This is a genomic window from Staphylococcus sp. AC872, from assembly GCF_979255425.1.
In genome coordinates, this window is the sequence record NZ_CEEDKW010000001.1 from 124483 (window position 1) to 148457 (window position 23975).

General features: G+C 33.2%; 24 protein-coding genes and 1 riboswitch. Of the genes, 8 read left to right on the forward strand and 16 right to left on the reverse strand.

Annotation, left to right across the window (positions count from 1 at the left end; all coding sequences use genetic code 11):
* Positions 1 to 142 precede the first annotated feature (142 nt).
* Positions 143 to 1540 (reverse strand): amino acid permease, encoded by a 1398-nt coding sequence (locus tag ACZ267_RS00725; RefSeq protein ID WP_015364770.1) that lies wholly within the window; start codon positions 1538 to 1540, stop codon positions 143 to 145.
* Between the two features lie 367 nt (positions 1541 to 1907).
* On the opposite strand from ACZ267_RS00725, the gene ACZ267_RS00730 reads away from it, so the two are divergent.
* Together ACZ267_RS00730 and ACZ267_RS00735 are read left to right on the forward strand one after the other, a co-directional pair.
* Positions 1908 to 2261, forward strand: a complete 354-nt coding sequence (locus tag ACZ267_RS00730; RefSeq protein ID WP_015364769.1) for a hypothetical protein — start codon at positions 1908 to 1910, stop codon at positions 2259 to 2261.
* Entirely contained in the window at positions 2261 to 2443 is a 183-nt protein-coding gene (locus tag ACZ267_RS00735; RefSeq protein WP_002465541.1) for a hypothetical protein, read from the forward strand. The genes ACZ267_RS00730 and ACZ267_RS00735 overlap by 1 nt, the downstream gene beginning before the upstream one ends.
* Positions 2444 to 2512: 69 nt before the next feature.
* On the opposite strand, the gene ACZ267_RS00740 is transcribed toward ACZ267_RS00735, so the two are convergent.
* The 3 genes from ACZ267_RS00740 to ACZ267_RS00750 all read right to left on the reverse strand — a co-directional run bounded on the left by ACZ267_RS00740 (position 2513) and on the right by ACZ267_RS00750 (position 4369).
* Positions 2513 to 2701, reverse strand: a complete 189-nt coding sequence (locus ACZ267_RS00740; protein ID WP_002465537.1) for a hypothetical protein — start codon at positions 2699 to 2701, stop codon at positions 2513 to 2515.
* A 10-nt stretch (positions 2702 to 2711) separates the two neighbouring features.
* On the reverse strand, positions 2712 to 3350 hold the full coding sequence (locus ACZ267_RS00745) for an HAD family hydrolase (protein WP_002465543.1): 639 nt from the start codon (positions 3348 to 3350) through the stop codon (positions 2712 to 2714).
* A gap of 92 nt (positions 3351 to 3442) precedes the next feature.
* Entirely contained in the window at positions 3443 to 4369 is a 927-nt protein-coding gene (locus tag ACZ267_RS00750) for a bile acid:sodium symporter family protein (RefSeq protein WP_002465539.1), read from the reverse strand.
* Between the two features lie 318 nt (positions 4370 to 4687).
* Here ACZ267_RS00750 and ACZ267_RS00755 point away from each other — a divergent pair, with 318 nt between their 5' ends.
* Entirely contained in the window at positions 4688 to 5218 is a 531-nt protein-coding gene (locus tag ACZ267_RS00755) for a hypothetical protein (RefSeq protein ID WP_002465536.1), read from the forward strand.
* Between the two features lie 69 nt (positions 5219 to 5287).
* Here ACZ267_RS00755 and ACZ267_RS00760 read toward each other — a convergent pair whose 3' ends face one another.
* On the reverse strand, positions 5288 to 6886 hold the full coding sequence (locus ACZ267_RS00760; protein WP_019236046.1) for an alpha-glucoside-specific PTS transporter subunit IIBC: 1599 nt from the start codon (positions 6884 to 6886) through the stop codon (positions 5288 to 5290).
* Positions 6887 to 7095: 209 nt separating this feature from the next.
* Here ACZ267_RS00760 and ACZ267_RS00765 point away from each other — a divergent pair, with 209 nt between their 5' ends.
* Positions 7096 to 7857 (forward strand): MurR/RpiR family transcriptional regulator, encoded by a 762-nt coding sequence (locus ACZ267_RS00765; RefSeq protein WP_002465544.1) that lies wholly within the window; start codon positions 7096 to 7098, stop codon positions 7855 to 7857.
* Positions 7858 to 7942: 85 nt separating this feature from the next.
* Here the strand turns inward: ACZ267_RS00765 and ACZ267_RS00770 are convergent, their stop codons facing one another.
* From ACZ267_RS00770 to hutU, 7 genes are all read right to left on the reverse strand, one after another.
* Positions 7943 to 8455, reverse strand: coding sequence for an SRPBCC family protein (locus ACZ267_RS00770; RefSeq protein WP_002465540.1), 513 nt, complete (start codon positions 8453 to 8455; stop codon positions 7943 to 7945).
* A 202-nt stretch (positions 8456 to 8657) separates the two neighbouring features.
* A complete protein-coding gene (locus tag ACZ267_RS00775) occupies positions 8658 to 9953 on the reverse strand; it encodes a Na+/H+ antiporter NhaC family protein (protein ID WP_463680286.1) in 1296 nt (431 codons plus the stop codon).
* A 76-nt stretch (positions 9954 to 10029) separates the two neighbouring features.
* Positions 10030 to 10127, reverse strand: a riboswitch (SAM riboswitch).
* A 53-nt stretch (positions 10128 to 10180) separates the two neighbouring features.
* Positions 10181 to 10753 (reverse strand): hypothetical protein, encoded by a 573-nt coding sequence (locus ACZ267_RS00780; protein ID WP_015364764.1) that lies wholly within the window; start codon positions 10751 to 10753, stop codon positions 10181 to 10183.
* Positions 10754 to 11001: 248 nt separating this feature from the next.
* Positions 11002 to 11883, reverse strand: coding sequence for an SDR family oxidoreductase (locus tag ACZ267_RS00785; protein WP_002467034.1), 882 nt, complete (start codon positions 11881 to 11883; stop codon positions 11002 to 11004).
* A 90-nt stretch (positions 11884 to 11973) separates the two neighbouring features.
* Complete coding sequence (locus tag ACZ267_RS00790) at positions 11974 to 13095, reverse strand: amidohydrolase (RefSeq protein ID WP_015364763.1); 1122 nt, start codon at positions 13093 to 13095, stop codon at positions 11974 to 11976.
* Positions 13096 to 13245: 150 nt separating this feature from the next.
* Positions 13246 to 14481, reverse strand: a complete 1236-nt coding sequence (hutI, locus tag ACZ267_RS00795) for an imidazolonepropionase (RefSeq protein WP_047210957.1) — start codon at positions 14479 to 14481, stop codon at positions 13246 to 13248.
* Entirely contained in the window at positions 14481 to 16142 is a 1662-nt protein-coding gene (gene hutU / locus ACZ267_RS00800; protein ID WP_015364762.1) for a urocanate hydratase, read from the reverse strand. Before hutU ends, hutI begins: the two co-directional genes overlap by 1 nt.
* 212 nt (positions 16143 to 16354) lie before the next feature.
* Between hutU and ACZ267_RS00805 the strand changes: the two genes are divergently transcribed.
* Positions 16355 to 17224 (forward strand): LysR family transcriptional regulator, encoded by an 870-nt coding sequence (locus ACZ267_RS00805; RefSeq protein ID WP_047210959.1) that lies wholly within the window; start codon positions 16355 to 16357, stop codon positions 17222 to 17224.
* Here ACZ267_RS00805 and hutG read toward each other — a convergent pair.
* The gene (gene hutG / locus ACZ267_RS00810) at positions 17219 to 18154 is read right to left on the reverse strand and encodes a formimidoylglutamase (protein ID WP_047210961.1); all 936 of its coding nucleotides are present in this window, start codon (positions 18152 to 18154) and stop codon (positions 17219 to 17221) included. The two genes, ACZ267_RS00805 and hutG, sit on opposite strands and share 6 nt — an antisense overlap.
* A gap of 235 nt (positions 18155 to 18389) precedes the next feature.
* Between hutG and sdpC the strand changes: the two genes are divergently transcribed.
* Together sdpC and ACZ267_RS00820 are read left to right on the forward strand one after the other, a co-directional pair.
* Positions 18390 to 19481, forward strand: coding sequence for a peptidoglycan release complex CPBP-like subunit SdpC (gene sdpC / locus ACZ267_RS00815; protein ID WP_079448965.1), 1092 nt, complete (start codon positions 18390 to 18392; stop codon positions 19479 to 19481).
* 155 nt (positions 19482 to 19636) lie between these two features.
* On the forward strand, positions 19637 to 20776 hold the full coding sequence (locus ACZ267_RS00820; RefSeq protein ID WP_079448966.1) for an FAD-dependent oxidoreductase: 1140 nt from the start codon (positions 19637 to 19639) through the stop codon (positions 20774 to 20776).
* A gap of 93 nt (positions 20777 to 20869) precedes the next feature.
* On the opposite strand, the gene ACZ267_RS00825 is transcribed toward ACZ267_RS00820, so the two are convergent.
* Positions 20870 to 21562 carry a ribose 5-phosphate isomerase A gene (locus tag ACZ267_RS00825; RefSeq protein WP_015364758.1) on the reverse strand — a complete coding sequence of 231 codons (693 nt, stop codon included), beginning with the start codon at positions 21560 to 21562 and terminating at the stop codon, positions 20870 to 20872.
* 168 nt (positions 21563 to 21730) lie between these two features.
* On the opposite strand from ACZ267_RS00825, the gene ACZ267_RS00830 reads away from it, so the two are divergent.
* Positions 21731 to 22384 (forward strand): MOSC domain-containing protein, encoded by a 654-nt coding sequence (locus tag ACZ267_RS00830; RefSeq protein ID WP_047210966.1) that lies wholly within the window; start codon positions 21731 to 21733, stop codon positions 22382 to 22384.
* A gap of 71 nt (positions 22385 to 22455) precedes the next feature.
* On the opposite strand, the gene ACZ267_RS00835 is transcribed toward ACZ267_RS00830, so the two are convergent.
* Together ACZ267_RS00835 and ACZ267_RS00840 are read right to left on the reverse strand one after the other, a co-directional pair.
* Positions 22456 to 23466, reverse strand: a complete 1011-nt coding sequence (locus tag ACZ267_RS00835; RefSeq protein WP_047210968.1) for an aldose epimerase family protein — start codon at positions 23464 to 23466, stop codon at positions 22456 to 22458.
* A gap of 29 nt (positions 23467 to 23495) precedes the next feature.
* Positions 23496 to 23816 (reverse strand): YnfA family protein, encoded by a 321-nt coding sequence (locus ACZ267_RS00840; protein WP_047210970.1) that lies wholly within the window; start codon positions 23814 to 23816, stop codon positions 23496 to 23498.
* Between the last annotated feature and the right edge of the window lie 159 nt (positions 23817 to 23975).

Genomic DNA, 23975 nt, shown 5'->3' on the forward strand with positions numbered 1-23975 from the left:
TTTTCAATTCTATAGTTCGAAAGAAAAAAGAGGTTAGGACAAAAGCGTTTAGGATTTCCTACAGAAAATCCTACTTTAAGGACCCCGTTAATCGGTTCCCCAAAGCACAAAAACTTTATGTCTCAACCTCTTTAAAATCAAACTATTTTAATGTATTATTTTTTCTTGCCTGTTGTTCAGCTTTATTATATCTAATGAAGTAATAAATAGTAACGATAGCTAAGAAAATAATACCAATCACTACTGAAACCACTGTTTCTTTATTAAATAACATTCCAATTAAAACAATAACTAAAAATGCAATTGTTAAGTAACTTGCTACCATACCACCAGGCATTTTGAATGGATGGTTTTTCGTTTCTTCTGGATGTAATTTTCTAAAGCGAATATGGCTAAATAAAATCATAAACCAAGGAATCATACCAGGTAAAATAGATGCACTGTAAACATATACGAAAATGCTATCAGCACCTTTAATGAAAGTTGGTAATATCACATTTAATAATGCTCCAATTAAAATACCTGTAGAAATCGCTAATACTGTATATAATGGCACACCATTTTTCATTACTTTAGTGAATATCTTAGGTAATTGACCTTTACGTGCTAATGTATAAATCATACGGCTCGCACTGAAGATACCTGAGTTACAACCAGACATTGCTGCTGTTAATACAACAAAGTTAATTAATCCTGCTGCAAATGTAATACCTACTTTAGCAAATGTTGCTACAAATGGGCTACCGATGTTTCCTAATTCATCCCAAGGATAAACTGAAACGATAACGAAGATAGCACCAAGATAGAAAATTAATATACGCCAAATGACACCATTAACTGCTTTGACAATATTTTTTTGTGGATCCTTTGTTTCTCCTGCTGAAATACCAATTAATTCTACCCCTTGATATGAACCAATGACAATAGATAATGCAAAGAAGAATCCAACAATACCATTTGGCATAAATCCACCGTGTGACCATAAATTAGAAATACCAACTGGATGTCCGCCATTTCCAATTCCAAATAAAATTAATCCAAATCCTGCAATAATCATTAAAATAATTGTTACAACTTTAATCAACGCAAACCAGAATTCAAATTCACCGAACGCTTTAACTGACACTAAGTTAGCTGCTGTTAATAAAAGAACTGCTATAATTCCCGGTATCCAAGCTGGTAAGTTCGGGAACCAATAATTCATATATTCTCCTACTGCTATTACTTCACTCATACCAACAACAACCCATTGGAATATATTACTCCAAGCGGTCATATAACCTGCTGCTGGATGTATGTAATCACTTGCAAATGTAGCGAATGAACCCGTTGTCGGATTAATATATATCATTTCTCCCATTGCTCGCATAATTAAAAATAAAAATATACCCGCAATTAAATATGCAAATATTACAGATGGCCCAGTCCATTTAATGGTGCTTGTTGCTCCCATAAACAAACCTACACCAATCGTACCGCCAAGTGCGATCATTTGCATTTGACGTGCACTCAATCCCCTTTTTAATTCATTATTCTCCATAACAATAACCCACCTCTTTTTACTAAGATAAAATAATAATAATCTTATTTACGCAATTATACTATAAAATGACGAAATTGAAACAATATTTTAACAATTTATTGAAATCGCTTACAAAACTGGCATGGCAGTCTTTTGCAAAACCGCAATTTTACTACATTTGCAATAAACAACTGCCTTAAAAAATATTTAAAAAAAAGAAAATGATTCATGTTTTTTAACTTCGAAATAATCGTAATGGTCACTGTTTTTGTTTTCTAATATAGTTTTATTTAATCTCTAACTCATTTATGTTCTCAAGATTCTTTAACGTTTGTTCAATTATGGTTTATGATATACTTTTCATATCATCATTAAGGAGATCGTTATGAGTCAAACATTAATTAAAAAAGCACTAAAAATTTCAGCTATCTTTTTAATTATCTTTTTCTTACTCAATTATTTTTCAGTTAAAAACCCAAATTTACTACCACTCATTGGTAAATCTGTATTAGCTGCAGTTGCATTCTTTATCATTTATGTAGTTGCTTTTACAGTTTTAGATTCTCCAGAGAGAAAAATGAAATTTGGTACTACATTGCCTATAGCAATCATCATTGGTTTAATTATTGGTGCATTGATATCACAGATTCAATTAGGTGTTTTAATAGGTATTGTTATTGGTATCATTGCTGGTTTTATTTGGGAATATATTGAAAAACGAAATGGAGGTCAACGTTAATGTCAGTTTTGATTGGCGTCATCATTTTAATACTATTAATTATCAGTTTTATACCGAATTATAAAGCCATGAAATTAGCAAAATCACAAGGTCAAAAGACAACACGTTTTGCCATAATGGTCGGTATCGATGCGATTTTAATCGTGTTAATTTTAGTTACATTATTATTAAAAATCATGTAATAATTTATTTCATATATGAAGAAACCCGTTTCAGATTGAGTTAATGATCTCAATCTGAAACGGGCATTTTTATAGTTTACCTTGTAATAATAGGAAATATCCAATTGTAGCTAAAATCAAATAAATCACTGTCCCCACTACAAATGATCTTACATGCACATGAAATGGAACACGTTTATTAAATATGGGTCCTAAGATTAAATTACCTATACCAATAATAAGTGGACCAGCTATAAAAAATAGTATCGTGTAAAACATGCCATACCTCCTATTTCACTTCAAAAAAGCGTTGCACAATGTCATCAAAATCAATATCTTTGGCAATATAGTTTACTGAAGTAAAATCTTGTTCTTCTGTCATGACATTCGTGTTGACGATAACATCCAAGCCAGCTAAATTGGCAGCAGTTGCACCATTAACTGAATCTTCTATTGCTAAACAATGGGTTGGATTATAATTCAACTGTTGCACCGCTGTTAAATAAGGTTCAGGATCAGGTTTGACATTCGAAACATCTTCTCTGCCTACAATGACATCAATATATTCGTCTAAACCTAATTTATGGAAGGTAGGAAGTATATCTTCTCTATGACTACTTGTTGCAATAGCCATTGGAATGTGACGTTGTTTTAAATATGCCATTAAATTTCCAATCGTTTCAACGATCGGAAGTTGGCTACTTGTATCATTATGTTCTTTATATATTGCTGCTTTCTTCTCTGAACCAAGTAATGATTCTAAATACTGATGAAGCTCAGTTGCTGCACCACCTATCGATCTACGATAAAAAGCTAACGATATAGGGGCTTCGTTGTGTTTTACTAAATGTTTATTGATGACATCGAAAAGATGTTTTTCTGTATCGATAATCGTACCATCAAAATCAAATACAACTGCTCTGTACATAATATATGTGCTCCTTTGTCTCTCTTAAGTTAAATATGTTCATTGATTCATATTTTAACATAATCAGACTTTCCATTTCCCTTAAAAGTGCATCAGAGACGTTTACTTTTAGAAGACCAGTATTTAGCAAGAATAGGACCTGAAATATTGTGTACTAAGCTGAACACTGCCCCCGGTACTGCAGCTAAAGGACTGAAATGAACAGTAGCCAGTGAAACTGCTAAACCAGAATTTTGCATACCCACTTCAATAGCAACTGCCTTTTTATCTGGATAATCCATTTTAAACACTTTAGCTAATAGATAACCAATTGTATATCCTAATACGTTGTGTAATATTACGACGACAAAAATAAGTAATCCTGTTTTTAAAATTTGTGCTTTACTACCTGCAACTACAGCTGCCAATATAAGTGAAATCGCAATAACAGATACAAGCGGTAATGCCGTCGCTGCTTTATGAGCAAATTGGCGCGCTACCTTTTGGAAAACAAATCCAATGATTATTGGAATCAGTACCACTTGAACAACAGACCACAACATACTTGTGAATGATACATTTAACCATTCATGCGCAAAAAGATAAATCAGTGCTGGTGTGACAAAAGGTGCAATCAGAGTTGAAACACTTGTGATTGCAACAGATAACGCCACATTCGCTTTAGCTAAGTAACTCATGACATTACTAGATGTTCCACCCGGACAGCACCCTACTAGAATGACACCAATCGCAATTTCTGGTGGTAAATGAAAACCTTTGGCAATCAGAAAGGCTAATGTTGGCATAATCGTAAATTGCAAAATCACCCCAATAATAACGGGTTTAGGTGATTGTAATACAATCTTGAAATCTTTTGGATCAATCGTCATCCCCATTCCTAGCATGACAATACCTAATAAGTAAGGGACAAATCCTCCTAATATAGCCATATGTGATGGAAACACAAAACCAATTATAGCTGCCACTAACATCCAAAATATAAATGTCTTAGTGGCAAATTGACTCATACGATTCAACATATAAACACATCCTTAATCGTTAATAATGACAAATATTATCACAACTCATAATTATGAACAATATTATTTTCAGAATTTTTCGATATTTTAAGGTGTATAAAGTCTTTGTAACGAGATTTTAATAAAATGCTAAACACCATGGTACACTTGATTTCGCTAGCTTTATATCCATATTCTTATTAACCTTCATTCAAAAGTCCTAGTGAATATCAAAAAGAAGCGTGGTACAATCAATTTAACGAAATAAAAAAACAAATATCCTACATAACTATATATTATTTGAGCCACGTACGAATGTTAGCAATTGGGAGGCATAACATGTTGATAGACAAATTTGAAACCTATATCATCAATATCGCAGATTTAAAATCGCGATCATCACGCAAATCTTTAACAAAGCTTTGTAAACAACTTAAGTTTTGTGAATCATTTCAATACCAAATCTTTAAACAACAAGGTATGTACGCTTTAGAAGTCAGCTTACCTAAACAACAACTACCTTACTTTATTAGCTTTTTAAGTTTCCATAACTTTACCATTTACCAAATTTTATCACCAAAGCAACTAGACGAATTACTTGATTCAGAACGTTTATACCAATCTGCTAAACGATTTGAATTATCTATCGATGGCTTACAAGACGCATTTATCAAAGACAAAGTGATTGATATTATGAATATGTATATGAATCACTATAATATTAGCTATACATTAAATAAAAATTGTGCAAGTATCATTTGTCCTCCTGATATTTTTTCTAAATTACTACATACTATAGCAACACGTAACATAGATATTCTTTCAGCAGGATATAAATCTAAAATGATAAATAAAGCAAGAATTTCATAATTCAACTATTTAAACACTAATTATAAAAGGGATTCCGAAACGATATTGTTTCGGAATCCCTTGTTTTAATTATTTTTCATCATTATCGTAAACTAAGTGTTCAAATGATTCTCTCACTTGTGGTACAGACATACCTACAACGACTTGTACACTTTTGCCACTTTTAACTAGGCCATGTGCCATTTGATTATGTGTAAAATAACTACTGTCTTCTACTTTATTTTCATCATTAACTGTTAATCTTAATCGAGTTGTACAATTAGTAACATCTTTAATATTTTCTTTACCGCCAAGTCCTTCTAAATAATAAGCTGCCTTATCATCATATTCATTTCCGGTTGACTGAGGTTGCGCCGTCTTGCCTTCGCCTTTTTTCTCTTTGTAATCTTGTTTAGAGAATAATTTAACTTCTTCTTCATTTTTACGACGACCTGGTAGTGGAATATCAAATTTCAATATTAAAAATCTAAATAATACATAGTAAATACCTACAAATATTAAACCAATAACCACTTGAATCACATATGTCATCCAATGTTCTTTGCCAAGTGGTATCCAGTTTGTAGCTAAGAAGTCTAAAACACCACCGCCCATGTTACCTACTAATCCAAATCCATACATAATTGTATCCATTGTAGCTGCCAGTAAAGCATGTAATACGAATAAATATGGTGCAATAAATAAGAATGTAAATTCTAATGGTTCAGTAATACCCGCAACAACCGCTGTAAGTGTTGCTGGTATTAACAATGCAGCCACTTTTTTACGATTCTCTTTTGGTGTTGTTGAATACATAGCTAATGCAATACCTAAACAGCCGAATACTTTTCCGTTACCTTGTAACATAAAGCCGTATGGGAATTGTTCTTTTAACGGTTTACTACTTTCTGCAAATTGGTTTAAATGTTGCAACCATTCCGCTTTGAGACCATGATTGACAACGACTGGACCAACTTCAATCGGTGCATAAATGAAGTGATGTAAACCTGTTGGGATCAACACTCTTTCTAAGAAATGATATAACCACACGCCTACATATCCTGATCCGATAATAAAGTGTTGTACTGACGCTATACCATGTTGAACTGTAGGCCATACGACACATGTAATTGCTGCAACAGGTAACATAACAAAGAATGAAATCGTCACTACAAATGTTAATCCTTGGAATACGCCTAACATTTCTGGAAGACGTTTACTATAATAACGATTATGAATCCATGTAATAATACCTGAGATAATAATACCGCCTAAAATATTAGTATCTAATGTTTCTATCCCGGCAATTGCTTTAAGACCAGTAACATTTTCAACGCCTTTTTCTAAATTGGCACCAAATGTATGTGGCCATTGCGTTAATATCGCATTAATAAATGTATTAAACATCAAATAGCCCATTAATGCAGCTAGTGCAGCATGTCCAGGTGCTTTTTTAGCCAAAGATAATGGTAAACCTACTACAAATACAATTTCCATATGGTTGAATATGACCCAACCACCTGACTCTATTACTGACCAAAATTTAAACCAAAATGTATGTTGGTCTGCTAAACCTCCCATAATTGTTGGGTTTTTAAATAATGTTGCAAACCCAAGTACAATCCCAAAGAAAGCAAACATCAAGACAGGTACAATCATTGCACTACCAAAACGTTTGATTGCATTCATTATAATTACCTCCACATCCCAATTTCGTTCTATTTCACATTGAAAATGAGTATTAAACCATTCCTTTCAATGTCTTATCTTGTTTCTAATATATAGTAAACGCTTACATCACTACAACGTCATTGACGCATTTTGAAAGTATTTTGTATAATCAGATTATGTTTTCTTATGATGAAAATTTTTTCAACACTAACAAATGAGGTGTCGTCATGTTTCTAGATGAACGTGTGAACGCGAACTTTAATCAACTCAATGACAATGATTTACAAATTGCAAATTTCGTTAATACCCATGTTGATTTATGTAAAAATTTGAAAATTCAAGACTTGGCGCAACATACACATGCATCAAATGCCACTATACATCGCTTTACACGAAAATTAGGATTTGATGGTTATAGTGACTTCAAATCATTTTTAAAATTTGAAAGTGAAAAGAAAAATCAATTGCCTTCTGACTCTATCGAATCATTTAGACAAGAAATTGAAAATACATTTAATTATTTAGATCGTATAGATTATGAACTATTAACTAATAAAATGAATGATGCTGGAACGATATATTTATATGGAACAGGTCGAGCTCAAATCAATGTGGCTGAAGAAGCACAAAGAATATTATTAACAATGCATAAAAACATCATTATTCTTTATGATGTCCACGAATTAAAAATGGTCTTAAACAAAACAGTATCGCAAGACCTTTTCTTTATCATTTCACTATCTGGAGAAACATATCAATTAAAAGAAGTGACTCAGTTATTACAATTGAGACAAAAATATTTTATCTCTGTCACAACGATGAAAGATAATTCGTTAGCCCAACAAGCAAATTATAATGTTTATGTATCTAGTAATACATTTTATTTAAATGATGGCACTGACTATTCAAGTTTCATTAGTTATCATATTTTCTTTGAAACGCTGCTCAGAAAATATAATGAACGCAAAGAGAAAGGCGACCTCAATTGATGCATTAGCCTATAAAGATAAAAAGCCAGTAAATGAGCTTTCTTAAGTTCATTTACTGGCTTATATAACTTATGTTTAAAACGAATTAGTTATTTTTTTGTTCTTCAATTTCTTCTAACACTGCATTCATTTTATCAAACATAAGTTCAAATCCATGTGCAGTGGAATCATGATATTCTTTCTTTTTCTGTTTGTATTCAAGGTTGGTTAATCTTCTTTCGCGTTCCATATATGATTGATAATAGAAGAACATTTGTGTGCCACCTGATTCACGTTCAAAGAATTCTACTTCTATAATATCCTCATCGTTACTTAAGCCTGGCATACCTATTGTCATTTTAATAAATTCATCCATGACTAATTCTTCGTATGTACCTTCGATAATATTTTGTTTGCCATTTCTACTATCAACGATACGATACTTACCACCTTCTTGGACATCTGCTTCAAATGATTTATTCGTACGTTTCGACGTCATAAACCATTGTTTAAGAATATCTTCTTTCGTCCAAGCTTCATAAATTGTTTCTGGTGAATATTTTAATAAACGTTCAATATCAATTTCTACATATTCATTTTCCACATTATACTTTGCCACTTTCAGTCACCTACTTTCACTCTTAATACTATTTTAACGTATTTGTTCAAACTTCCAAACATTTATACATTAAAAAAGATTGCGCTTCTACACATTTAGTCTAGTTTACCATTAAAACGCTGACTTAAAACATTTTCAATATTTATAATTCTATTTATCAACTAAAAAACCGAGACTAAAAAGTCTCAGTTTTTAATCATATTTATGCTTTATTTTTTAATTTCGGATACCCAATTAAAATAGCAATCAGCCCACATACTCCAAGCATGATTGGATAAATACTATAAGGTACAAGTAAGAATGGTGAGATACCAGCCACTCCTGCAGCTGAAATAACTTGAGGACTATATGGTAATAAGCCTTGGAAACATCCACCAAATATATCTAAAATACTAGCTGATTTACGTGGATCAACATCATATTCATCTGCTATATTTTTAGCTAATGGTCCTGACATAATGATTGAAATAGTATTATTAGCTGTTGCAATATCTGCTACACTAACTAAACTGGCAATACCTATTTCAGCCCCACGTTTAGATTTCACGCGCCCTCTAACTACATTTAACAACCAATCTATACCGCCATTATGTTGAATAAGTCCTACTAAACCACCAATTAATAGGGCAATCATCGCAATATCTTCCATACCTATAATCCCTTTAGATACAGCACTTAGTAATCCTTTCCAACCAAATGAGCCATCAATAAGACCAATGATTCCAGATAAAACTGTTCCACCAATAAGAACGATAATCACATTGACACCAACTAGCGCTAGAATCAACACCAATAGATATGGAATGACTTTAACTAATTGGAAATCATAACTTTTAGAATGATCCATGGAAATACCATTTGTTAGGAAAAATAGTACAACTATAGTTAATATCGCACCTGGTAAAACAATTCTAAAGTTTACTTTAAATTTATCTTTCATCTTCGTATGTTGTGTACGTACAGCCGCTATCGTAGTATCAGAAATCATAGAAAGATTATCTCCAAACATAGCGCCACCAACTACTGTAGCCATAGATAATGCTGCAGAGACATCTGTTGCTTGCGCAAAGCCAAATCCTACTGGTGCAATAGCTGCTACTGTGCCTACTGATGTTCCCATTGAAATAGAAACAAACATACAAATGATAAATAAACCTACTATAATTAAATTTTCAGGGATGAGAGACAATCCCAAATTTACAGTAGAAGTCACGCCACCCATTTTCTCTGTAGTCGTAGAAAATGCGCCTGCTAAAATAAAGATAAGCATCATTAAAATAATATTTGAATGACCTGCACCTTTAGTAAACACTTCAACTTTAGTGGCAAATTTTTCTTTGCGATTCATCAACAAAGCAACGATTACTGTAATCGTTATCGCAACATTTAACGGCATCGTCGTGAAATCACCCGAGATGATACCTACACCTAAAAATAACAACATAAATAATAATAACGGAAATAACGCCCAAGCATTACCCTTTTTAGTTTCTTTCATCATTAGACCTACTTCCTTACAAAAAATACCTCTTTTCCTTATGATAAAGAAAAGAGGTCCATCTACAACGATTATCCCCTTATCTTCAAACCTAGACAGGTTACTGGAATTGGCACATGATTCAATGTTGCCGAAGCTTCATAGGGCCAGTCCCTCCACTTCTCTTGATAAGTGATTCATATTTAACGTTTACGTTACAAGATAATTCCTATGACGTCAATCATAAATTATAACTTCGTCGTAAAATATTTTTCATAAATAATTAATGCAACAGCAACTACGAATAACATTGCAATAGCTATACCAAAGACGATCCACCATTTTAAATAAAGTGATACAATCATTAAAATAATAGAAATGATCGTCATACTAATCATCAGTATTTTAAATTGTCGTTCACGTTGTTGAGAGATCACTTTATAATCTCGATGATTTTTCCTTTGTGTATCATCATCAATTTGTAATTTAGTTTCTATATAAAAAACAAACGCCATAGTTACCATTAGGATTAAGAAACCAATCCATACATGGGATTGTGATATTAGCACTATTCCGGCATAACCTAAATACAAACACCCCGCAATAATACCTAATAACCGGTCGATTGTTTGATTAATCCATATGATATTATTTTTAATATTTTTATTAACAAAATACAGATTTTTTAATGCATTGGTTAAAGCAAATAAAAGTATTAAAATGATTAAAAACCATTGATTTTTAGTAAATAACGAAAATATAACTATAGCGATTATACCTATTATGAACGGAGCAACCCTTATAAACCTATCTTTCACCATGTCATAACCTCCTTTAGATATAAGATTTAATTTGCATGTCCTCGTATAAAATGCCAATCCCTTAAATATATAGGGTATTTTTTAATTAAATTTCATTCTTCAAAAAGGTTAATAATTTTATATTTTTATTTTACATTAAACATATTTTTATTCCAAATTCATAATAAAATTGGATATAGTTATCATATAATTTGTCACAAAAAAATAGTCGATAAAGTATTAACACTTTATCGACCAACTTATATTCATTAGTTAATTTGAATACCGCCTGTCACACCGAAGACTTGTCCAGTTGTATAACTTGATTCTTCAGATGCTAATAGGACATATGTTCCTGATAATTCAACAGGTTGTCCTGCACGGCCAAGTGGTGTTTCCTTACCAAATTCAGGAATATTTCGTTGTGGTTGTCCACCAGTAATTTGTAATGGTGACCAAAATGGTCCTGGGGCTACACAATTGACACGAATACCTTTTGCGCCAAGTTCTTCTGATAAACTTTTTGTTAATGAGATAATTGCAGCTTTCGAAGCGGCATAATCATGTAAAATAGGACTTGGATTATATCCTTGAACAGATGATGTTGTTGTAATTGATGCACCTGGTTGTAAATATTCTAACGCTTTTTGTACTGTCCAAAATATAGGATATACATTGGTTTCAAATGTCTCTTTAAATGATTGTGTATCAAACCCTTGTATATCGTCATGGTATTGTTGATGTCCAGCTACTAATGTCACATTATCCAGCCCACCAAGTTGTTGATGTGCTTCTTCGACCATGTCATAGTTAAATTGTTCATCACGTATATCACCAGGCAGTAACACTGCTTTTTGTCCCGCTTCTTCAATCACTTGTTTAACTTCTTGTGCGTCTTTGTCTTCACTTGGAAGATAATTAATAGCAACATCTGCGCCTTCTTTAGCATAAGCAATAGCTGCTGCGCGTCCAATGGCAGAATCGCCACCAGTGACTAACATTTTATATCCTTTTAATCGACCGTGTCCGACGTATGATGTCTCACCGCAATCTGGTTCAGGTTTTAATTGGCTTTGCAAGCCTGGAAGTGGCTGCTCTTGTTGTTCATAGTCTGTTGATTTGAATTTATTTCTAGGATCTTGTGCTGACATTTCAAATTCATCTCCTCAATTTGTATATGTTCTCATATACCCAAGGTTATCCAGATGTTAATCATACTATCTTTATACAATTTATGGAGACTATTGATTCAGAAGACGTTTAGTGAGTGTCACAAAATATGTCGGCACTTTTTCTAAAATACGTTCATCAGGATCAAATAAAGGATGATGTAGATCATACTCACTATTAGATCCTATGAATGCAAATACGCCGGGATACGTTTCTGTATAACCAGAAAAGTCTTCACCAATTGTTAATGGTAAATCCATAATTGATACATGATAACCAACATCTTCTGCTACTTCTATCGCTATATCAGTTAATTCATCATCATTAATCACTGTTCCAGGAAGTCGTGTATATCGGCAATCAACTTGTAAATTAAATGTTTGTGCTAAACCATCAGCAATTTCATTCATTCGTTGTTCGATATACGCTCTATGCTCAGGTTTAAATGAACGGACAGTACCTTGTACATAGGCTTGATCCGCAATGACATTCCATGTATTTCCACATGAAATTTCACCAATTGTAACAACGGCATTATCAAATGCAGATAAATTTCTACTAACAATCGTTTGTAAACTATTAATCAGTTGACCTAAAGCCACCGTTGGGTCATTACCTTGTTCTGGTTTAGCAGCATGCGCGCCTTTTCCTTTAATATCAAATTCGAAACGGTCTACTGCAGATGTAATAGGACCTTTTTTAATTGCAAAGTCACCAATGTCCATCGTTGGATAATTATGGAAACCTAAAACTGCTTTTACACCGTCTAATACACCTGTAGCTACTACTTTTTTAGCTCCATGACCTAGCTCTTCTGCCGCTTGGAAAATGATTCTCACTCGACCATTTAGTTCATTCTCTTGGGCTTTCAATTGTGTTGCAACGCCTAATATACTTGCCATATGAATATCATGACCACATGCATGCATGACACCTTGATTGGTTGACGTAAATTCATGTTCGACTTGCTCATTGATAGGTAGCGCATCTATATCAGTTCTAATCGCAATCATTTGGTCCCCTTGTCCTATTTCTGCAACTAATCCTGTATCTAAAGGTAAATCTAAAATTTTTATCTCATGTGCTTCTAAAATACGTTTAAGTCGTTGTGTAGTTTCATATTCTTTCTCTGATATTTCAGGGAATTGGTGAAATGTTCGTCGCCAATTCACATAGTCTGTATAATCAGTCATTGTTATCTCCATCCCTTTCAACCTAAAAACTATTTTTCTATATATAGTAACATAATTGTCAAACTTTTCTAAAAATACACTGATCCTTTTACTATAAACAAAAAACCGTACCGACAATGTCGGCACGGTCATTTCAATGAACACTTTGTCTTAATCTAATGAAAATTCATTATCTACAATTACTCTACCATCTTTAATCACTTTTTGAGCATGGTTGATACCAAAGTGATAAGGAATATATTCATGGTTTGGCGCATTCCAAATAACGATATTAGCTTTGTCGCCTTCATTAATTGTACCTGCGTCTAAATCAATAGCTTTTGCTGCATTAACTGTTACCGCATTCCAAACTTCATTTGGTGATAATTTTAATTTCAATGCGGCAATGGCCATAGCTAATTGTAAGTTATTAGTAACACTGCTACCAGGGTTATAGTCTGTTGCAATAGCGATAGCACCATCATTATCTAGCATACCTCTCGCATCTGCATAATCATTTTTATCTAGATAGAATGTCGTAGCTGGTAATAATACGGCTACTGTGTCACTATTTTTTAATTTTGCTTTACCTTCTGCACTTGAAGCAACAAGGTGATCAGCAGAAATTGCATTTTCGTCAATAGCTAACTCTAGACCACCAAGTGGATCAATTTCATCAGCATGAATTTTAACTTTAAATCCTGCCTCTTTCGCTTTTTGCATATAATGTTTAGATTCTTCAACTGAGAATACACCCGTTTCACAGAAGATATCTGCAAAGTCTGCATATTCTTTTACTTCTGGTAAAAGCTCAATCATCTCATTTAAGAACGCTTCATTAGACTCTGCTTCTTCAGGAACCGCATGTGGTCCTAAGAATGTATGTCTCATATCTAAACCGTATTTCTCTGCTAAACGATTAGACACTCTTAATTGTTTAAGTTCATTTTCTTTATCTAAACCATAACCACTTTTACTTTCAACGCCTAAAACACCATGTTGAATCATTGTTAGTAAATCGTGTTCAGCTTTTTTAAATAAATCTTCTTCACTAATGTCACGTGTGGCTTTAACTGTTGATAAAATACCGCCACCAGATTCTAATATCTCTAAATAAGATTTACCTTGTCGTTTTAATGACATTTCATGTTCTCTTGAGCCACCGAAAACTAAGTGCGTGTGTGCATCAATCAATGATGGTGACACTACTTTACCTGTAGCATCAATCACTTGTTCAGCATCATATTTATCAGTATGTGGTCCTGAATATACAATTTTACCGTCGTTCACAACTACCGTACCATTTTCAATCACATCTAATTGATCAAGTTCCGCACCTTTTAAAGGACGATCAGTTGATTTTGGTAAAATAAGCTCTTTAATGTTTTGAATAATTAAATCGTTCATTATTTATCACCTGCTTCATCAATCATTGGAATTTTGATGCCTTTATCTTTAGCCGTTTGAATGGCGATGTCATAACCGGCATCAACATGTCTTACTACTCCCATACCCGGATCTGTAGTTAATACACGTCCTAATCGACGATCTGCACGTTCTGAGCCATCTGCTACAACAACCATACCAGCATGTAATGAATAACCCATACCTACGCCACCGCCATGGTGGAATGAAATCCAAGAACCGCCTGCTGCAGTATTAATTAATGCATTAAGTACAGCCCAGTCACCTACTGCATCACTTCCATCTCGCATACCTTCTGTTTCACGGTTTGGACTTGCTACTGAACCAGAATCTAAATGATCTCGTCCGATAACAATTGGTGCAGAAATTTCACCATCACGCACTAATTTATTAAGTGCTAGTCCCATTTTGGCACGTTCTTCATAGCCTAACCATGCAATTCTTGAAGGTAAACCTTGATAAGAAATTTTCTCTTCTGCTAGATCTAACCAACGAATTAATTTTTCATTATCCGGGAATAATTTTCTCATTTCTTCATCTGCACGTTCAATATCTTTTGGATCACCACTTAATGCTGCAAAGCGGAATGGTCCTTTACCTTCACAGAATAATGGTCTAATATATGCAGGCACAAATCCTGGGAAATCAAATGCATTTTTTACTCCGTTATTATATGCAACTTGACGGATATTGTTACCATAGTCAAATGCAACGGCACCTTGTTTTTGGAATTCAAGCATTAACTCAACATGTTTAGCCATTGAAGCTTGAGATAATTCTACGTATTTTTTTGGATCTTCTTTACGTAGCTTTTTAGCTTCTTCAACTGAATATCCTTGTGGTACATAACCATTTAATGGGTCATGTGCACTCGTTTGGTCAGTAATAATATCAATTTTAAATCCTTTGTCTAAAATAGCTTTGTGAATGTCTACTGCATTACCTACTAATCCTATAGATAAAGCTTCCCCTTTTTGTCTAGCGTCTTCAGCTAATTTTAATGCTTCATCTAAATCGTTAGTCTTGATATCGCAGTATTTTGTTTCGACACGTTTATCAACACGACTTTCGTCGACATCTACACAAATAGCTACACCATTATTCATAGTCACAGCAAGTGGTTGTGCACCACCCATACCACCTAATCCAGCAGTAAGTGTTACTGTACCTGTTAAATCACTTTGATATTCTTGATTACCAAGTTCAGCAAATGTTTCATAAGTACCTTGAACGATACCTTGTGAACCAATATAAATCCAACTACCTGCTGTCATTTGACCATACATCATTAAGCCTTTTTTATCTAATTCATTAAAATGATCCCAGTTCGCCCATTCAGGCACTAAAACTGAATTGGAAATTAATACTCGTGGCGCTTCTTCATGTGTTTTAAATACTGCCACTGGTTTACCAGATTGTACAAGCATTGTTTCATCTGCTTCTAAATCTCTTAATGTATTTTCAATTGCTTCAAAGGCTTTCCAATTACGAGCAGCTTTACCAATACCACCATATACCACAAGTTCTTCTGGGTGTTCCGCTACTTCTGGATCTAAGTTATTATATAGCATTCGTAGTACTGCTTCTTGTTCCCAACCTTTACATTCGATATCTAACCCTTTTTTTGCATGAATTTCTCTCATTACTATCTCTCCCATCCGAAATAATATCAAAATCCAAAATATATTAAGTTTCTCTTTAATCATTATCTTCTAAATATTCGTACTATTCAAAAGATAACAATCACTATTAATCAGGTTGTTACAACCATATTATATTATGCTAAGATATAGATAACAAATATAAATAAACTAATTATTTATAGATAAAAACTATGATATATAGGAGATGACCTATGAAAATCATTCAATTAGAATATTTTTTAGCCGTTGTAAAATACAATAGTTTTACGAAAGCCGCTAATTTTTTACATATTAGTCAACCTTCCTTAACTGCAGCTATTAAAAAAATGGAAGCTGATTTAGGATACGACTTATTTATGCGTACTACCAAAGATATTAAAATCACTGAAAAAGGGATTCAGTTTTATAAATATGCTGAAGATCTAGTAGAATCCTATCGTTCAACAGTTGAAAAAATGTATGATTTAAATGTGTCTTCGGAACCCCGTATTAAAATGGGCATTTTAGAATCCACGAGTCAATGGATGGCCAATGTCATCCGTGCACATCATAAGCATTACCCTAATCAGCAATACCGAATTTATGAAGTGCATGATCAACATCAATCCATTGAGCAACTTACCAACTTTAATGTTCATTTTGCCTTAACAAACGAAGAAATACGCCATCAAGATATTACATCGATCGCATTATATAAAGAATCTTATATATTATTAACACCTAAAGATGCATTTCCAAAGCAAAAAACGATTCAATTGGATGACTTACCTTTAATTTTGCCGAATAAAAATTCTCAAGTTCGTAAACACTTAGATGATTATTTTAATAGAGTAGGTATCCACCCTAATATCATTATGGAATCTGATCGTTTTGAATCCGCTACTAATTTAGTACATTTAGGTATTGGTTATGCGGTTATTCCTCGATTTTATTACCAATCATTTAATACACGGAATTTAGACTACATTAAAATACGCCCTAATTTAGGACGCAAAATTTATATTAATTATTTAAAAAAGAGAAAGCACTCTGAACAAGTACTTTCTCTTATTGAACAATGTATTGATTATTGGAATTTATAATAAGAAGTGATGCACTAAATTCGCAATCAGTTTCGCTGTACGATTGTCTTGATCGTATTTAGGGTTCATTTCAGCGATACTTACTGATTTAACCTTTTCACTTGGGACAATGCGTTTTGCTAATTCAAACACTGTATGTGGATAGATGCCTAAGACTGCTGGAGCACTGACACCTGGAGCAAAGGCACTATCTACAACATCCATACAAATCGTAAACATGATTACATCATGATCGTGAATAAAACGTTCAATCATATCTTTAATCGGTGGTGATACTTGATGTAATAATTCATCAGCATAAACAAATGATACGCCTTTTTCTTTAGCATAGTCGAATAAACCTTGTGTGTTACCACCTTGAGAAATACCTAATACCATGTAATCTGCATTGTCATCTTGTTCTAGTATTTGTCTAAAACTCGTACCTGAAGTGGATTCACCTTCATCACGTGTATCAAAGTGGGCATCAATATTAATAACCCCAATTAACTCATTAGGATACACTTGTCTAGTCGCTAAATATTGTGCATAGGCGATATCATGCCCACCACCTAATAAGAATGTTTGCTTATGATTATGAATAGACTTAGCTGCTAATTCTGCAAATTCCTTTTGAGTATCAATTAGTGCGTCATGATCATGCTCGACATTTCCATAATCAACGATTTGTTCACATTGATTCAAATCTGGTAAGCCAGCGAACGCTTTTTTAATCGCATTAGGCCCCTCTTTTGCACCTACACGCCCTTTATTTAGTTCGACACCTTTATCAATCGCATAACCTAAGATACCAACACCTTTTTGTTTAGATGCTAATTCTACTTGTCTTAAGTCATTAAATTGGATAGTTTGAAAATGTCTAAATTGTTTGGCATCTGTTTCACTATCTAATCTTCCAGTCCATAAGCTTGGTTCAGCTAGTTGATACATTGTTCTTCCCCCTTGATTTCTTTGCTTTATCCTTATAATTAAAGTATAACTTTGGCTCACACTTAATTCAATGTTGTTCTTATATTCCCGTTTAACCTAAATTTAATTACGTTTATAATTCATTACTATTACATTTTGATGATAATTAAAATAGACAATTTATCTATCATCTTTTAAGATGTATAATTGTAAATAAAATAATAATTGCTTGTTTCCGTAATGGAGGTTACATAAAATGAAAAACAATCGAATTTCTGGGTTTCAATGGGCAATGACAATATTTGTGTTTTTTGTCGTGACAATGGCCTTATTCGTAATACTTAGAGATTTCCAAGCAGCAATAGGCGTGAAACGTTTTGTATTCGACATTACAGACCTTTCTCCATTTATTGCAGCTATCATATGTCTATTTGTCTTTAAACATAAAAAAGAACAAATGGCGAGTTTAAAATTCACTTTTAGTCTCAAAGTTATTGAGCGTTTATTACTCGCATTAATCATACCTTTATTTATTTTCATTATCGGTATGTTCTGCTTCAATACATTCGCAGATAGTTTCATCCTACTACAAGCATCTGATTTATCTGTGTCAATATTCGCAATTTTAATCGGTCATTTAATTATGGCGTTTGTAGTAGAATTTGGTTTCCGTTCATATTTGCAACATATCGTTGAAACAAAGATGAACACATTATTTGCGAGTATTGTTGTAGGTATCATTTATTCTATCTTTAATGCTAATACAACATACGGTCTTGAGTTCGCAGGCTATCATTTCTTATATACATTTGCTTTCTCAATGATTGTAGGTGAGTTAATTAGAGCTACTAATGGTCGTACCATTTATATTGCTACACTTTTCCACGCAGCAATGTCATTTGGTTTAGTATTCTTGTTTAGTGAAGAAATTGGCGATTTATTCTCTATGAAAGTCATCGCCTTAGCTACGACTGCTGTTGGTTTAATTTATATCATTTTAAGCTTAATCATTCGTGCTATCTTTTATAAAAAGACGAATCAAAGTTTAGATGAAGTAGAACCTAATAATTATTTAGATCATGTTAGCGATGATAATGACAATGATTATACTGAAACTAAGCATGATAATAGTAGAATTTCAGATAACTATGATCGTCATAAAGATACATTAGATGCTCAACATCAAGACAATAAGCATGACGTTCAAGATCATGGTCATGGCTCTGAGTCAACTGAACATTTAAAAGAACATACATCATATAAACAAGATCGTCGTTCATCCGTTGTTTCTGATTTACAAGATGAAATCAAACAAACTGAAGAACATAGCCCTAACAACAAATATTAATTAATCAAGCCCGTCACATTCATATTAATGAGTGGACGGGTTTTTTAACGTTTAAATGTCGAACCTAAATGGGTAAATTTAGTCAGGCAAAATTATATTTATTAGGAATGTTAGGATACTATAATATATTTCCTCATTCTTTAAGGAGTGGTTTGATGAATATAGAAGAAAATAATAACCCTATTACAATAATTGGTGGTGGCATCGGTGGTTTAACATTAGCACGTGTACTATATGTGAATGGAATACCTGCTAAAGTGTATGAATCTGATGCATCACGTGACGCACGTACACAAGGTGGACAGTTAGATATACATGAATATAATGGTCAAGTTGCACTGGAAAAGGCAAACTTAATGGATGAATTCCGTTCTATTATTCAAAAAGGCGCTGACGCAACACGTATTGTAAATCAAAATGGTGAATTACTATTAGATTTACCTGACGACGAATCCAATAGCCGACCAGAAGTTTTACGTGGTGATTTAAGAAATATTTTAATCGACTCATTACCAGAAGACATGATTGAATGGAATAAAAAAGTAGACCACGTAGAAAAATTGGATAAAAAACAATATAAAGTTGTATTTAGAGATAACACATCTGTAACAACTGCTCAACTTATTGGTGCAGATGGTGCTTGGTCTAAAGTACGCAATATATTAACTGATATTAAACCACATTATTCTGGTTATACCTTTATTGAAACCTATTTATATGATGTTGATCGTCAATATCCTAAAACAGCTAACAAAGTAGGCAAAGGTGCAATGTATGCTCTATCACCAAATAAAGGTATAGTTGCTCATAGAGAAGCAGGCGATATTTTACACACGTATATTCAAATGAATTGTGATAGCGAATGGATAGATAGCATTGATTTTTCAAATGGCCAAGAAGCAACTAATACTATAGCTGCAGAATTTAAAGGTTGGTCACCAGAAGTCACTGCTTTAATTACTCAAGCGGATAGTTCTATTACACCTCGTAAAATTAATGCTCTACCTGATACACATCGTTGGAAACGTCAATCAGGTATCACATTAATTGGTGATGCTGCACATTTAATGGCACCATCTGGTGAAGGTGCTAATTTAGCAATGTTAGACGGTGCGGAATTAGCGGAATTAATCGCTGAACATCCAAATGATATTGATAAAGCTATTGCTTTATACGAAGAAAAAATGTTCCCTAGAAGTGAGGAAGAAGCTAAAGAATCTCATGAATTATTAGATATTTGTCTAGGTGCAAATAGTCCTCAAAGTTTAGTCGATTTATTCAACAATCCACAATAAAAGTTGAATCATATTAAAATAAGCGTCTATAGTCGTTCTCATGAACGGCCATAGACGCTTTTGTTATTGAGTAAGAGTTAATTTTACTAGATATTATACTTGTCGATTCATCTTTTTAACACCTTGTTGTGTGCCGATAATTGCTTGGTCAGCCACATCAAGGAAATAACCTGTTTCTAAAACACCTGTGATGTGAATTAAAAATTCATGCATTTCATAAGGATCAATACCTTTTGGTAATGCACAATCTAAAATATAATTACCATTATCAGTCGTAAATGGGACATCATCCGTAACACGACGTTCTGTTGTCACGCCGTCAATTGTTTCTATTTTCTTAGCAACTTGATACCAATTAAATTTATCTACTTCAACCGGTAATTTAAATGTTTCACCTAGGTAGTTAACAACTTTGTTTTCATCAGCAATAACCACAAAGCGGTCTGCCATTTCATCGATTACTTTTTCTCTAAATAGCGCTCCACCGCCACCTTTAATAAGGTTAAGCTGAGGATCTACTTCGTCAGCACCATCAATAGCTAAATCGATTTTATCAATATCGTTAACATCAACAATATTAATATTTAATTCTTTAGCTAAAAACGCCGTCTTATTAGAAGTACATACTCCGATAATATTATAATGTTTTTCATCAATAAGTTGAGCGATTTTAGGCACTAATAATTCAATTGTACTTCCTGTGCCAATACCGAGCGTCATACCATCCTCGATTTGACTTAAAACATCATCTAGCGTCATCATTTTGAGTTGTTTTACATCATTCATCACGTCATGAGCCCCTTTTCTAAATCGTTTACATTTCTTATTTTACATGACTTTTTCAATTTAACATACCATAATCAACGTTTAATTTTTAATATATTTTAAAATCTTTCATAAAAATGAAATTCTATAGTAAAATACACTTCAAACAATAATTTAGGGGGGACCATGATGATACCAGTGTACGCCATTTCGACAGGAAAAATAGAATCACTTCAATACAAAGATGCCAAACCTATGCAATCAGCAATCAATAAACAACCTTTTAAAGATCAAATGTGGCTTTCAAAATTAGGATTTGTTGATGATGAACAAGCTTATAAAGATCATGGTGGTCCAGATAAAGCCGTATGCTGTTTTAGTAAAAAGAACTATGACATGTATCGTGGTGATTTACTTGATATGCCAGAGTACGCCATGTTCGGTGAGAATTTGACAATTGAAGATTTAGATGAAAATGTCGTTTATTTCGGTAACCAATATCAATTAGGCGATGCAATTATCGAAGTTTCTGAAATTATAGAACCCTGCTGGAAAATCCAAGCAAAGTACGGGCTTTCTGACTTGGTTAAACGTATGTCTCAATCAGGAAAAACGGGCTTTTATTGTCGTGTCATTAAAGAAGGATATGTCAGTCAACATCATCACTTAGAATTAATAAAGGAAGCCGAATTAGATACACAACTATCCGTCCAAACATTAAACGACATTTATTATAATGACAGAAAAAATGCAGACAGAATCGCATCAGCATTGAAAAATCCATATTTATCGTCTAAAAGATATGAGAAACTTGAAAAAATGTATCAACGTGCAACAAAATAAACAAAAAATAAAACAATAAAAAGAGTAGAACAATTACATCGTAAAAAACGATGTTTATTCTACTCTTTAACTTATTTCTCATGAATTTGATAGCTCGTTTGTGAATAAAACATTTCATTCGCTTTTAATATTGATGAAGCTTGATCACCATATAAGTTAATATCATTTGGCAAATACTGTGCCTCGATTGTCAAACCCGAATGTGCTTTATAAATATTTGCATCACTTTTCCAGTTTTTCGGTTGATTAAATGTATATAATATGACGTAAGGCATATCCGTTTTAACATCTAATTGAAACTCATCATTATCTATTGATAATTGTTGTTCCCCTACTTTGAACGGATGATCTAAACCATTAAATTGAGACACTTGTTGTGATATCGGCTCATGACTACTTTCAAATATGTCTTTAAAATATATGGCGTCCTTATTAAATATCTGTTGTATATCTAACGTGTTGTCTGAACTAATCATATGATCCTCATTTAATGGATACATATTCAATTTAGAGCTAGACACTCGATGATTATCAATAACGTTATTATCTCTATTAAGATTAAAATAAACGTGGTTCATAGGGTTAAACAAAGTAGTTTTCGTTGATATAGCTTCATATTGAATTGTCCAACAATGATTCGCATCATATGTATGAGTGACTTTAATTTCCATATCCCCTGGATAATGATCATCTGCTTCTTTTATCGTTGTTTTGAAAATGATTTTGACATGTCCTAAATCGTCTACAACTTCATAGTCAAATAATTTAGAATCTAAACCGTGACTACCACCGTGAATATGATGTTGGCCATCATTAGCTTCTAATTGATATGTTTCTCCTTCTAAATTAAAAGTCGCATTTGAAATACGACCACCATATCGTCCAACAGTCGCCCCAAATCTAAATGGATTATCAAAATAAAATTCATCCGCTTCAACAACATTCCCTAATACAATATTGTTGTCATGATATTTCCATGACACAATTCTCGCACCATAATTTGTAAACACAATTTTGGTTTCTTCATTATCAATTTTAATTAAGTCTACACCATATCTTTGATGCTCAATTTCAACATTCATTACATACTTCTCCCTTTCAAACACGTTTATTATGCCCTATGTGGTAACAGCATAATTAAGACGCCTATTAAACAGACGAATGCACCCAGTATATCGTATTTATCTGGCATATTCTTATCAATAAGCATAGACCAAACTAAACTCATAACGATGAATACGCCCCCGTATGCAGCATATACTCTTCCAAATGTCGGAAATGTTTGTAGTGTTGCTATCACACCATACAAGATGAGTATCACGCCACCAATAACACCTAGCCACGATGGTTGGCCTTCCCGAAGCCATAACCATATTAAATAGCCGCCTCCAATTTCACATAAACCCGCTAATATAAATATAAAAAAAAGAATAAACCATCACAAACATTACGCCTTTCTGTTCATTATCTATGAAGCTTCACTTTATACAACATACATGAGTTCATATGAATTATCTACCTCTTAAATCCAAGACATGAATCTGATTGTCATTTCATTAAAACCTTAGTTATAAGTAACTCGGGGTAAAGA

Excerpts from the sequence above, each read along its gene's own strand:
- ACZ267_RS00805 (WP_047210959.1), top strand. The coding sequence starts at position 16,355 with ATGAAAATCATTCAATTAGAATATTTTTTAGCCGTTGTAAAATACAAT.
- hutU (WP_015364762.1), bottom strand. The coding sequence starts at position 16,142 with ATGAGAGAAATTCATGCAAAAAAAGGGTTAGATATCGAATGTAAAGGT.
- ACZ267_RS00760 (WP_019236046.1), bottom strand. The coding sequence starts at position 6,886 with ATGAATGCAATCAAACGTTTTGGTAGTGCAATGATTGTACCTGTCTTG.
- hutI (WP_047210957.1), bottom strand. The coding sequence starts at position 14,481 with ATGAACGATTTAATTATTCAAAACATTAAAGAGCTTATTTTACCAAAA.
- ACZ267_RS00730 (WP_015364769.1), top strand. The coding sequence starts at position 1,908 with ATGAGTCAAACATTAATTAAAAAAGCACTAAAAATTTCAGCTATCTTT.
- ACZ267_RS00750 (WP_002465539.1), bottom strand. The coding sequence starts at position 4,369 with ATGTTGAATCGTATGAGTCAATTTGCCACTAAGACATTTATATTTTGG.
- ACZ267_RS00825 (WP_015364758.1), bottom strand. The coding sequence starts at position 21,562 with ATGAATGATGTAAAACAACTCAAAATGATGACGCTAGATGATGTTTTA.
- ACZ267_RS00740 (WP_002465537.1), bottom strand. The coding sequence starts at position 2,701 with ATGTTTTACACGATACTATTTTTTATAGCTGGTCCACTTATTATTGGT.
- ACZ267_RS00780 (WP_015364764.1), bottom strand. The coding sequence starts at position 10,753 with ATGGTGAAAGATAGGTTTATAAGGGTTGCTCCGTTCATAATAGGTATA.
- ACZ267_RS00745 (WP_002465543.1), bottom strand. The coding sequence starts at position 3,350 with ATGTACAGAGCAGTTGTATTTGATTTTGATGGTACGATTATCGATACA.
- ACZ267_RS00765 (WP_002465544.1), top strand. The coding sequence starts at position 7,096 with ATGTTTCTAGATGAACGTGTGAACGCGAACTTTAATCAACTCAATGAC.
- ACZ267_RS00735 (WP_002465541.1), top strand. The coding sequence starts at position 2,261 with ATGTCAGTTTTGATTGGCGTCATCATTTTAATACTATTAATTATCAGT.
- ACZ267_RS00830 (WP_047210966.1), top strand. The coding sequence starts at position 21,731 with ATGATACCAGTGTACGCCATTTCGACAGGAAAAATAGAATCACTTCAA.
- ACZ267_RS00790 (WP_015364763.1), bottom strand. The coding sequence starts at position 13,095 with ATGACTGATTATACAGACTATGTGAATTGGCGACGAACATTTCACCAA.
- ACZ267_RS00775 (WP_463680286.1), bottom strand. The coding sequence starts at position 9,953 with ATGAAAGAAACTAAAAAGGGTAATGCTTGGGCGTTATTTCCGTTATTA.
- ACZ267_RS00835 (WP_047210968.1), bottom strand. The coding sequence starts at position 23,466 with ATGAATGTTGAAATTGAGCATCAAAGATATGGTGTAGACTTAATTAAA.
- ACZ267_RS00785 (WP_002467034.1), bottom strand. The coding sequence starts at position 11,883 with ATGTCAGCACAAGATCCTAGAAATAAATTCAAATCAACAGACTATGAA.
- ACZ267_RS00820 (WP_079448966.1), top strand. The coding sequence starts at position 19,637 with ATGAATATAGAAGAAAATAATAACCCTATTACAATAATTGGTGGTGGC.
- ACZ267_RS00725 (WP_015364770.1), bottom strand. The coding sequence starts at position 1,540 with ATGGAGAATAATGAATTAAAAAGGGGATTGAGTGCACGTCAAATGCAA.
- hutG (WP_047210961.1), bottom strand. The coding sequence starts at position 18,154 with ATGTATCAACTAGCTGAACCAAGCTTATGGACTGGAAGATTAGATAGT.
- ACZ267_RS00755 (WP_002465536.1), top strand. The coding sequence starts at position 4,688 with ATGTTGATAGACAAATTTGAAACCTATATCATCAATATCGCAGATTTA.
- sdpC (WP_079448965.1), top strand. The coding sequence starts at position 18,390 with ATGAAAAACAATCGAATTTCTGGGTTTCAATGGGCAATGACAATATTT.